The 11,169-nt window shown below is 70.4% G+C and carries 10 protein-coding genes; 3 read left to right on the top strand and 7 right to left on the bottom strand.

Annotation, left to right across the window (positions count from 1 at the left end; translation table 11 throughout):
- Positions 1–6: 6 nt before the first annotated feature.
- From nrdR to ACWGIC_RS04415, 3 genes are all read right to left on the bottom strand, one after another.
- Positions 7–498 (bottom strand): transcriptional regulator NrdR, encoded by a 492-nt coding sequence (gene nrdR, locus ACWGIC_RS04425; protein WP_037809784.1) that lies wholly within the window; start codon positions 496–498, stop codon positions 7–9.
- 307 nt (positions 499–805) lie between these two features.
- Positions 806–1,618, bottom strand: a complete 813-nt coding sequence (locus ACWGIC_RS04420; protein WP_452074478.1) for a LysM peptidoglycan-binding domain-containing protein — start codon at positions 1,616–1,618, stop codon at positions 806–808.
- A 74-nt stretch (positions 1,619–1,692) separates the two neighbouring features.
- The gene (locus ACWGIC_RS04415; protein WP_452074477.1) at positions 1,693–1,983 is read right to left on the bottom strand and encodes a hypothetical protein; all 291 of its coding nucleotides are present in this window, start codon (positions 1,981–1,983) and stop codon (positions 1,693–1,695) included.
- A gap of 632 nt (positions 1,984–2,615) precedes the next feature.
- Between ACWGIC_RS04415 and lexA the strand changes: the two genes are divergently transcribed.
- A complete protein-coding gene (gene lexA, locus ACWGIC_RS04410; protein WP_067593639.1) occupies positions 2,616–3,275 on the top strand; it encodes a transcriptional repressor LexA in 660 nt (219 codons plus the stop codon).
- 186 nt (positions 3,276–3,461) lie between these two features.
- On the opposite strand, the gene ACWGIC_RS04405 is transcribed toward lexA, so the two are convergent.
- The 3 genes from ACWGIC_RS04405 to ACWGIC_RS04395 are packed head-to-tail and all read right to left on the bottom strand — an operon-like array spanning position 3,462 to position 6,512.
- Entirely contained in the window at positions 3,462–4,463 is a 1,002-nt protein-coding gene (locus ACWGIC_RS04405) for a hypothetical protein (RefSeq protein WP_452074476.1), read from the bottom strand.
- Positions 4,464–4,516: 53 nt separating this feature from the next.
- Entirely contained in the window at positions 4,517–5,962 is a 1,446-nt protein-coding gene (gene hflX, locus ACWGIC_RS04400; protein ID WP_452074475.1) for a GTPase HflX, read from the bottom strand.
- Positions 5,963–6,005: 43 nt separating this feature from the next.
- Entirely contained in the window at positions 6,006–6,512 is a 507-nt protein-coding gene (locus ACWGIC_RS04395) for an ArsR/SmtB family transcription factor (protein WP_452074474.1), read from the bottom strand.
- 58 nt (positions 6,513–6,570) lie between these two features.
- On the opposite strand from ACWGIC_RS04395, the gene ACWGIC_RS04390 reads away from it, so the two are divergent.
- A complete protein-coding gene (locus ACWGIC_RS04390; RefSeq protein ID WP_452074473.1) occupies positions 6,571–7,824 on the top strand; it encodes an MFS transporter in 1,254 nt (417 codons plus the stop codon).
- Positions 7,825–7,833: 9 nt separating this feature from the next.
- Positions 7,834–10,335 (top strand): valine--tRNA ligase, encoded by a 2,502-nt coding sequence (valS, locus tag ACWGIC_RS04385; protein ID WP_452074472.1) that lies wholly within the window; start codon positions 7,834–7,836, stop codon positions 10,333–10,335.
- On the opposite strand, the gene dapF is transcribed toward valS, so the two are convergent.
- On the bottom strand, positions 10,336–11,163 hold the full coding sequence (dapF, locus tag ACWGIC_RS04380) for a diaminopimelate epimerase (RefSeq protein ID WP_452074471.1): 828 nt from the start codon (positions 11,161–11,163) through the stop codon (positions 10,336–10,338). It abuts the gene before it with no gap.
- Positions 11,164–11,169: the final 6 nt, after the last annotated feature.

The raw sequence follows: 11,169 nt of genomic DNA, 5'->3' as shown, positions 1-11,169 counted from the left end.
GACGGCTCAGTCGTCGCCGGCGCGCTCGCCTTCCTGGTCCTCCGCAGTTCCCGCCATGGCTTTCCGCAGGTCGGAGATCTCCTTCTCGAAGTCCTCGACCGAGGAGAAGGAGCGGTAGACGCTGGCGAACCGGAGATACGCGACGCCGTCCAGCTCCCGCAGCGGGCCGAGGATGGCGAGGCCGACCTCGTGGCTGGGGATCTCGGCCAGCCCGGCGGACCGGATCGACTCCTCCACGCGCTGCGCGAGCTTCTGCAGCGCGTCGTCGTCGACCGGACGGCCCTGGCAGGCCCGCCGCACGCCGTTGACCACCTTGTCCCGGCTGAACTGCTCGGTGGCGCCGGACCGTTTGACCACGGCCAGCACCATCGTCTCCGACGTGGTGAAACGTCGTCCGCACTCGGCGCACGAACGCCGCCGCCGGATCGCCTGTCCCTCGTCCACCTCTCGGGAGTCGACGACCCGAGAGTCCGCATGCCGGCAGAACGGGCACCTCATCCGCCGATCACCTTCCCCTCCGCGCCGGTCGATTCCTGTCCCAACCGGCCCCTGCCGCCACGCTACGGCCTGGACCGCGGTCACCGCGCGCGACCCCGCGCCTGGTGATCGACCTGTGGACATCCGGTGGGCAACTGCCGGCCGGCTGTGGACAACTGCCGCCAGTCTACCCCTACCTGTGGACCAACTACAGCGGTGTAACTACTAGATATAGGGGTAGACCTTAGATCGCCACCGGAGCGGGCGCAAGGAACCCGAGAGGGTGAAAGAGCGGTTGCGCAAGATGCGACCGGGTGGTTTCCGAAAGTCATGAACCAGCCGTGCCCGTTTCCCCGCCCTGACCGTTGCCCTGGCCGCCTCCCTGACCGTTGCCCGGCCAGGCGACCGGCACGGTGAGCGGCATGCCGGGCAGCAGCGCGGTGTCGTCGAGGTTGTTGAGTTCCTTGATGCGCTCGACGACCGCGCTCTGGTCGGCGTTGGGCGCGAACCGGGCGGCGAGCGCCCCTAGCGAATCGCCCGGCTGCACGGAAACGGACGCGGTCCGCGACGGCACCGGGCCGCTGGAGACTCCCGAACCGAACACGCCGAGGCCGGTGACGATGACGCAGGCCGCGAAGGCGATCGCGAACAGCCACGGCCACCGCACCGACGGCCGCGCCGAGGTCCGGCAGGCCACGCCGCCGCGCTGTCCGGCGACGACCCGCGCCCGGGACGGCGGCCGCACCGGCTCGCCGCGCCGCTCGCGCGCGGTGCGACCCGGGTTGGCCGGGACCGCGGCGGGGATGTGCCGGACGGCACGGCGACGGGCCTCGCGGGCCGGGGCTTCTTCGGTTTCGACGGCAGAGGGGGCGGACGTCTGGAATCCGGCTCGTTCGGTGGACCGGAGGGCGGTGGCAGAGCGGAACTCGGCGACCTCGCCTGCCACCTCCCGCACGCTTCGCTCAGCGGACCGGAGAGCAGTGCCGGAGCGGAATTCGGCCGCCTCGCCCGCCGCCTGTCGCACGCCCCGCCCAGCAGTGCCGGAGCGAAGTTCAGCGGCCTCGCCCGCGACCTGCCGCGCGCCCCGCCCAGCAGACCGGACGGCAGCGGCGGAACGCAGTTCGGCAACCTCGCCCATCATCTCCCCCGCCCCCTGCCCAGCAGACCGGACAGCAGTGCCGGAGCGAAGTTCAGCGGCCTCACTCGCCACCTCCCTCACGCTTCGCCCAGCAGACCGGAAGGCAGCGGCGGAGCGGAACTCGTCGGCCTCGCCCGCCACTTCCCGCTCATCCCGCCCGGCGCTCCGGACAGCGACAGCAGAGCGCAGCCCAGCACCCTCGCCCGCACCGGCACCCCCGCCATCGCGCCGAGCAGCCGCCTCGCCGGAACCCACGCCAGCACCGCGCCGGGCCCCAGCCCGGCCGCAAAGCTCCACCACCTCTCCGGACCCGCCCGCCGAGCCCGGATCAGCGCCGGATCCAGCCCCGGCCTCCTCCGGAACACCATCCTTTCGGGTGGCGTCCACACGCTCCGCCCGCCGCCGCGACCGGCGCGCCGGGCCCCCGGACCCGGGTTTCCTCCGGACCGGGATCGCCTCTTCCGACGCGGCGCCGCCCTCGGCGGGGCGGCCGGCGGGGACGGGCCGAAGCGGGCGGACGAGCCCGCGATCTGCCAGGATCGACATGACGGAACCTCCTCGTGACCTGCGGATCCGTCCGGTCCGGGCCGTTCACCTGCGCCGCAGCGGTCCAGATCGAACAGGCGTTCTATCGAACGTCCGTGCGAAGGTCTACCACCCCGCACCGACAAAATCGAGAGGACACGGCGTGTCGATCGAACAGATGTTTGAAATAGTCGCGCGCGGTGACTAACGTCGATGACCAGGACATCTGCCGGACCGGCTCCGGCGGGTGCCGCCGGACGGGCGGTCGCGGAAAACGCGGCCCCGGGACCGGCGCACGCGGATACGCGCGGGACGCCGACACGGCGACCGCGGGACGGCTGGAGGCGACGCAGCGTTGGAGAAGGACACGGTGAAGGGCACCGCGGCGAAAGGGGCCAAGACGGCCTCGCGAGGCAAGGCGTCCGCACAATCCGCGCGCGAATCCGGCCACGAGAGCACGGGGAAGGTGAGCGCCATGCCCGAGGTGTATGACGTGGACGAGACGCTGACCGTCCGCCAGCAGCAAGTGCTCGACGTCATCCGCACGTGGGTGAGCCGCTTCGGCTACCCGCCGAGCGTGCGCGAGATCGGCGAGGCGGTGGGGCTCACGTCCACGTCGTCGGTGTCGCACCAGCTGCGCGCGCTGCAGCGCAAGGGCTACCTGCGCCGCGACGCCAACCGGCCGCGTGCGGTGGGCGTGCTCGCGTCCACCGACGACAACCCCATGGGCATCGAGATGGACCAGCAGCCGTCCGTGCCGAAGGCGGCGTACGTGCCGCTGGTCGGCCGGATCGCGGCGGGCGGTCCGGTGCTCGCCGAACAAGCCGTCGAGGACGTCTTCCCGCTGCCGCGCGAAATCGTCGGCGAGGGCGAGCTGTTCCTGCTGAGCGTCACCGGCGATTCGATGGTCGACGCTGCCATCACGGACGGCGACTGGGTCGTCGTCCGGCAGCAGCCCGCCGCGGAGAACGGGGACATCGTCGCCGCGATGATCGACGGCGAGGCCACGGTGAAGACGTTCAAGCGCAAGGACGGGCACGTGTGGCTGATGCCGCACAACGACGCGTACGAGCCCATTCCCGGCGACGACGCGTCGATTCTGGGCAAGGTGGTGGCGGTACTCCGCCGCCTCTGACTAGCTGGCTCTGCCGCCGCGTCTCGCGAGAGAGTGGCGATGCCGGTGAGAACCGGCGTCGCCACCCACGAGTTCTGGCCCGCGCATCGCGATGTGTTCGCCAGACGGCAGCAGCCGGTCATGGCCTCCAGCGCGAGCAAGCGGGCTCAGCAGTCGGTTCCGACGCGCTTGCGGGTGCGAGCCAAGTCAGGAGCGACGGCGTTTCCTGGACAGCAGGAACCAGGCGGCGAGAACGACGACCGCGGCCACGGCGGCAGCGAGGACGATCGGGAAACCGCCGGAGTCTTGCTCGGCAGGTTGAGCGGCGGCACCGCCGGGTTTCGGCGCGGGTGCTTTCGGTGTGACCAAAGCCGTGGCGTTCTTGATCGCCCGCACCGGTTCGCCGACGCCTTCGCTCGCGGACAACAGCGTGCCGTCCGGTTCGAAAGCAATGGCTTCGCCCTGTTTCTCGTTCGGCAGCGGAATCCGGACAGGTTCGCGTTGCAGAGCTGCCGCCACGTCGCCGTCCGGGGCCGCGTACAGATACGCGTCCGTGTAGGTGCGCAGGGCGATGACTTTGCCGTCCGCGCTGCTCGCGCCTCCGGTGATCAGCGCCGAACCGAACGAGCCGACCGGACCGCCGGGAGTGTCGGTGCTCTGGACTCGCAGGGTGCCGACCTGCTCCAGTTTCGTCGGGCCGGGAGCGGCCAGCGGAGCCGAAGGCTTGTAGACCTTGGAAGTGCCCAGCAGGTCTTTGGTGACCAGGAACGGCGTGCCGGACTGGTCCAGGACCAAGGCTTCGGTGTCGTGCGGGCCGTCCGGATAGGTCAGCCGGTGCACGACTGCCGCGCCGCCGCCCGGTTTCAGCTCCAGCAAGGCAACCGTTTCGCGCTTGGCGCGGTTGTCGCCGGTGTCCGAGAGCCACAAAGTGCCGTCTTTGCCGCGAGCGAGGTCTTCGACGTCGTACGGGTCCATCGGGTCGGTCAGAACGTCCTGCACCTGGCATTTCCGGTCCAGGACGAAAACCTGCACTTTGGTGCCGCCGTCGTTGATGGCGTACCAATGCTCGCCGTCGGAAACCAGGCCGGACAGCTCGTTGAGCCGCTTGTCCGCGACCCGGCACAGCGTTTCCGGGGCAGGCGGAGCCGCCGCGGCCGGGACAGCGCCCGCGAGCATCAGGACAGCTGTCAGTGCCAGGACGACCCGCACCAGTTCACCTCCGTAGTGCACGGCCCGCTGGGCCCGTGCACTACGGAAGACGTTCAGAGCGCCGAGGCGTTGGTCTCGAACGCCCGCAGAGCCGCGGCGAGGTCCGGCCGGACCCGCACCTGCAGGCGCGTGCCGTCGGCGACGTGCTCCTCTTCCAGCACCTCGCCCTCCGCGTGCGCCCGCGACACGAGTTCGCCCCGCGAGTACGGAACCAGCACGTCGATCACCGTCTCCGCCCGCGGCAGCCGCTCGGCCAGCACCTCGGCGAGGTCGGCCACGCCCGAACCGGTGCGTGCGGAGATCTGCACCGAACCGGGCAGCGCGTGCCGCAGCCTGGCCAGGGTGACGTCGTCGGCGGCGTCGGCCTTGTTGATCACCAGCAGCTCCGGCGGGAGCGGCTCCTTGCGGCTGCGGGTGATCTCGGCGAGCACCTCGCGGACCGCGTTGACCTGGTCCTCCGGAGCCGCGTCGGAACCGTCCACGACGTGCAGGAGCAGATCGGCGTCGGCCGCCTCCTCCAGCGTCGAGCGGAACGCGTCCACCAGCTGGTGCGGCAGGTGCCGCACGAACCCGACGGTGTCGGTCAACGTGAACGTGCGCCCGTCTGCCGTCTGCGCCCGGCGCGTGGTCGGGTCCAGGGTGGCGAACAGCGCGTCCTCCACCAGGACCCCGGCCCCGGTCAGTGCGTTGAGCAGGCTCGACTTGCCGGCGTTGGTGTAGCCGACGATCGCCACGCTCGGCACCTCGTTGGCCACGCGCTTGCCGCGTTTGGTCTCGCGGATGGTGTCCATCGCGGCGATCTCCCGGCGCAGCTTCGCCACGCGCTTGCTGATCCGCCGCCGGTCCGTCTCCAGCTTCGTTTCACCAGGCCCGCGCAGGCCCACGCCGCCGTTCGCGCCGCCCGCGCGGCCGCCTGCCTGCCGGGACAGCGCCGAACCCCACCCGCGCAGCCGCGGGACGAGGTACTGCAGCTGGGCCAGCTCGACCTGCGCCTTGCCCTCCTTGGAGCGGGCGTGCTGGGCGAAGATGTCGAGGATCAGGGCGGTCCGGTCGATCACCTTGACCTTGACCTTCTCCTCCAGCTGGCGCAGCTGGCCGGGCGAAAGCTCGCCGTCGCAGATCACCGTGTCGGCTCCGGTCGCCACGACCACGTCGCGCAGCTCGCGCACCTTGCCGGACCCGACGTAGGTCGCCGGATCGGGCTTCTGCCGCCGCTGGACGAGGCCTTCGAGCACCTCCGAGCCCGCCGTTTCGGCCAGTCGCGCCAGTTCGGCCAGCGACGCCTCGGACTGCTGGGCGGTGCCTTCAGTCCACACGCCGACCAGCACAACGCGCTCCAGCCGCAGCTGCCGGTACTCGACCTCGGTGATGTCCTCGAGCTCGGTGGAGAGGCCCGCGACCCGGCGCAATGACGCGCGGTCCTCGAGCTCCATCTCCCCGACCGAGGGGTCGTAGGGGTCGTTGTCGTCGTAAAAGTCTTCGTGTGTCTGTTCTGTCATCGTGCCTCCATGGTCCCACGTTTCGGCGCGGGAACCGAACGGATTACCTGCTGGGATAAACCGAGATGTACAAAGCCGTGCGTTCCGAGGCCGGATCGCGAGGCCGGGCCTTGAAGTCTTCGAGCAGTTCTTCGAGCCGCCGCTTGAACTCCGCGACGTCCTCCTCGCCCACCTGGACCACGAGTCGCGTCGTCTCCGTCTCGGCCAGGTCCGCCTCGGCCATTTCGGCCAGATACGCCTCGAGCATGGCCTCGTTGACCGCGACGGCGTCCGTGCCGTCGTTGTCCAGCTGCCAGGAAAGCCCGGTCGACAGGTACGGGATCTCCTTCGCCCCGCGCGCTCCGCGGCGCGGTTCCTGCGGAACAAGAAAACCGGTGTCCACCAGGCGCCGCACGTGGTGCAGCGTGGTCGCCGGGTCGCGGTGCAGCCGCGCCGCGAGCTCCTTGTTCGTCATCGCCTCGAAAGAGGTCAACCGGATGATGCGCAGCCGTATTCCGGACGCGAGCGCGGCTGCCTCGGCTTCGGTGGAGGGACGTCGGTGCCACGGCATCCGCACAGCCTAAACAAAGTGATTGACTCTTTCCAATCACTCGACGACACTCGATCGGGTGCGTCGCGACTCGCTCTTCTTCCACGCCGATTTCCGCAGGCTGTGGGCCGGGGACACGGCGAGCCAGCTGGGGATGTTCGTCGGGATCACGGCCATTCCGCTGCTCGCCGCCGTCACGCTGGCCGCCACCCCGTTGGAGATGGGCCTGCTGACCATGGCCGAGACCCTCGGCTTCCTGGTCATCGGCCTGCCCGCGGGCGTCTGGGTGGACCGGATGCGCAAACGGCCGCTCATGCTCGCCGCCGACCTGGTGCGAGGCGCGCTGCTGCTCAGCATCCCGCTCGCGTGGTGGGCCGGCGTGCTCACCATGGCGCAGGTGCTGGCGGTCGTGCTGCTCGTCGGCTTCGCGACGGTCTTCTTCGACGTCTCCTACCAGGCGTATCTGCCCGCGCTGGTCGGCCGCGAAAAGCTGCTGGAGGGCAACGCGAAGCTGCAGGGCGTGCAGTCGTCGGCGCAGATCGCCGGCCCGAGTGTCGCGGGCGTGCTCGTGCAATTCCTCGGGGCGGCCAGCACGGTCCTGGTCACCGGGCTCGGCTACCTCGCGTCCGCGCTGTGCCTGTGGCGCATCCGCACCGTCGAAACCCGTCCGGAACGCGCTGGACAGGACCGGCTGGTGCCGCAGATGCTGGAAGGCCTGCGGTTCGTCCTCTCCGACCGGCCGCTGCGCGCGATCGTCGCCTGCACCGCCACGGCAAACCTTTTCGCCGGCGTGGTGCAGGCCGTCGAGGTGCTGTTCCTGACCCGCACCGCCGGACTCAACGCGGCCGAGGTCGGCGGGCTGCTCGCGACGAGCGGCGTCGGCGGCATCGCGGCCGCGCTGTGCGCCGGGCCGCTCATCCGGAAGCTCGGCCAGGCCCGGTCGATCTGGCTGATCCCGGTGCTGCTGTGGCCGGGCGGAGTGCTGGTCCTGTTCGCCGGACCGGGCTGGCGGACCGCGCTCGCCGGGCTGGGACTGGCCCTGTTCGGGTTCGGCGTGATCCTCTACAACATCGCGCAGGTCTCCTACCGCCAGGCGATCACGCCGGACCGGCTGCTCGGGCGGATGAACGCGAGCGTCCGGTTCGTCGTCTGGGGCGCCCTTCCGCTCGGCGGGCTGCTCGGCGGCGTGCTCGGCGAATGGCTGGGGCTCGCCGGAGCGCTGTGGATCGGGACGGCCGGGGCGGTCGCGGGCGCGCTGTGGGTGATCTGCTCGCCGCTGCGGCGCATGCGGGACCTTCCGACGAGCGCGGAAATCGTTGTACCCGCCCCGTAAAGTGCGGGCATGAACGAGAAGATCCCGCACAAAGCCGGCGTCGACGGCTTGACCGCCAAATGGGTACCGGTGTGGGAACGCGAAGGCGTATACCGGTTCGACCGCGCGCGCCCGGACGTCTACTCGATCGACACGCCGCCGCTGACCGCGAGCGGTTCGCTGCACATCGGGCACGTCTTCTCCTATACGCACACCGACGTTCTCGCGCGCTACCAACGGATGCGCGGGCGTTCGGTGTTCTATCCGGTCGGCTGGGACGACAACGGCCTGCCCACCGAACGCCGCGTGCAGAACCATTTCGGCGTGCGCTGCGAGCCGTCTCTGCCCTACGACCCGTCCTTCACTCCGCCGGAGAAGCCCGGCAAGAACGCGATTCCGGTGTCCCGGCGCAATTTCGTGGAGCTGTGCCGCCAGTTGACCGAAACCGACGAGAAGGTGTTCGAAGAGGTCTGGCGGAGCATCGGGCTTTCGGTGGACTGGACGCTGGCCTACCAGACGATCGACCCAGCGACCACGGAGATCTCGCAGCGCGCGTTTCTGCGCAACCTCGCGCGCGGCGAGGCGTACCAATCCGAAGCCCCGACGCTGTGGGACGTCACCTTCCGCACCGCTGTCGCGCAGGCCGAACTGGAAGACCGCGAGCGTCCGGGCGCGTATCACGATCTCGTGTTCACCGCCGACGACGGCGCTGAAGTGCTGATCTCGACTACGCGTCCCGAGTTGCTGCCCGCGTGTGTCGCGCTCGTCGCGCATCCGGATGACGAGCGCTACCAAGGCCTTTTCGGGAAGACCGTGCGCACCCCGGTGTTCGGCGTCGAGGTTCCGGTGCACGCGCACCACCTCGCGGATCCGGAAAAGGGCACCGGCATCGCGATGGTGTGCACCTTCGGCGACACGACGGACGTCACCTGGTGGCGGGCGTTGCAGCTTGAAACGCGTCCCGTGCTGGGTCGCGACGGCCGGTTCCGCGCCGAACCGCCGCACGGGGTGCCGACAGAGGCGTACGAGCCGCTGGCGGGCAAGACTGTCCACACAGGACGCCAGATCCTGGTGGACCTCCTGCGGGAGTCGGGCGCGCTGCGCGGCGAGCCGAGGCCGATCACGCATCCGGTGAAGTTCTACGAAAAAGGCGACAAGCCGCTCGAGATCGTCACCAGCCGCCAGTGGTACCTGCGCAACGGCGGCCGCGACGACGTCCTGCGCGCGAAGCTGCTGGAGCGCGGCGAGGAGCTGAACTGGGTCCCGCCGCACATGCAGGTGCGCTATCGCAGCTGGGTCGAAGGCCTGACCAGCGACTGGCTGATCAGCCGCCAGCGGTTTTTCGGCGTGCCGATCCCGGTCTGGTACCCGCTGGACGCCGACGGCGAGCCGGACCACGACGCCGTGCTGACGCCCGAGGACGCGAGCCTGCCGGTGGACCCGAGCACGGACGTTCCGCCGGGCTACACCGAGCAGCAGCGCGGCGTGCCGGGCGGGTTCGTCGCGGAGGCGGACGTGATGGACACCTGGGCGACATCGTCGCTGACGCCGCAGATCGCCGGGCGCTGGAGCATCGACGACGACCTGTTCCGTCGCGTGTTCCCGTTCTCGCTGCGGCCGCAGGCGCACGAGATCATCCGCACCTGGCTGTTCTCCACCGCGGTCCGCGCCGAACTGGAGGAAGGCGTGCTGCCGTGGCGGGACGCGGTGATCTCCGGCTGGGTGCTCGACCCGGACCGCAAGAAGATGTCGAAGTCGGTCGGCAACGTCGTCACCCCGGCGGATCTGCTGGAACGGCACGGTTCCGACGCGGTGCGCTACTGGGCGGCGAGCGCGCGGCCGGGCGTGGACACGGCGGTCGACGAAGGCCAGATGAAGGTCGGGCGACGGCTGGCGACGAAGCTGTTGAACGTGAGCCGGTTCGTGCTCGGCCTCGGGATTCCGGGGGCAGAGGCGGTCGCGACGGAGCCGTTGGACCGGTCTGTGCTCGCCGCGCTGGCGAAGGTGATCGAGGAAGCGACAGCCGCGTTCGAAGCGCTCGACCAGGCGCGTGCGTTGCAGGTGACCGAGACGTTCTTCTGGACGTTCTGCGACGACTACGTGGAACTGGTGAAGGGCCGCGCGTACGGCGACCTCGGCTCGGAGGCAGCCGAATCGGCCCAGGTGGCGCTGCGGACGGTGCTGTCCGCGTTGGTGCGGATGTTCGCGCCGGTGCTGCCCTTCGCCGCCGAAGAGATCTGGTCGTGGTGGCAGGAAGGCTCCGTGCACCAAGCGTCCTGGCCGACCGCGCAGGACAGCGACGGCGACGCCACGTTGCTGCCGCTAGCCGGTTCGGTGATCGCTGCCGTGCGAAGGGCCAAGAGCGACGCGAAGGTGTCCATGCGGACCGCCGTCGAGACGCTGTCGATCACCGCTCCGGAGGACGTGCTCGAAGGCTTCGCCGGAATCGCCGAGGACGTGCGGATCGCCGGTGTGGTGAACACCGTGGCCACCCGGGAAGGCGAACTCGCGGTGGCGGTGAAGATCAGCTGATCAAGCGCCCGCGGCGAGCCACCAGGCTTCGTCCAGCTCGCCGCGGGCCACGATCTCGGCCGGTCCGGACAGCGTCGATTCGCCGCGTCCGATCGTGACCGACACCCGGCCGCCCGGGATGTCCACTGTGGACTCGCCGGTGTCCTTGCCGGAGAGATGCAGCGCGGCGGCCACCGCAGCGACCGTGCCGGTGCCGCAGGCGCGCGTCTCCCCCACGCCGCGCTCGTGGACGCGCATCCGCAGCGCGCCCTCGCCGAGCACGTTGACGAACTCCAGGTTGACGCCGTCCGGGAACACGTCGTGGTCGAAAACCGGCTGGTCGCGCAGGTCGAGACCGGCGATGTCGGTGTCGGTGACCGACACCAGGTGCGGGTTGCCGACGTTCACCGCGACCCCGGAGAACGGCTCCCCGGCCACCACGGTGACCGACGTGCCGGTGATCGCCGCCGGGCCCATCTGGACGGTGACCGAACGGTCCGGGTGCACGACGATCGGCCGGTCGCCCGCGCGGGTTCCGATGACGAACTCGCCGTCCGGCTCCAGGCCGGCGTCGACCAGGTAGCGCGCGAAAACGCGGGTGCCGTTGCCGCACATCTCGGCGATCGAACCGTCCGCGTTGCGGTAGTCCATGAACCATTCGCCGGCCGACTCTTCGCCGATGGCCTTCGAACGCACGACACGCAGCACGCCGTCCGCGCCGATGCCCCGCTGCCGGTCGCACAACGCCGCGACCCGCTCCGCCGTGAGGTCCAGGCGGCCAGCCGCGTCAGGCAGCAGCACGAAGTCGTTCTGCGTGCCGTGGCCCTTGAGGAATTCGATGCCGCCCATGCGTCC

This window comes from Amycolatopsis sp. NPDC054798 (assembly GCF_053611505.1).
This window is presented reverse-complemented; position numbering and strand designations above follow the sequence as displayed.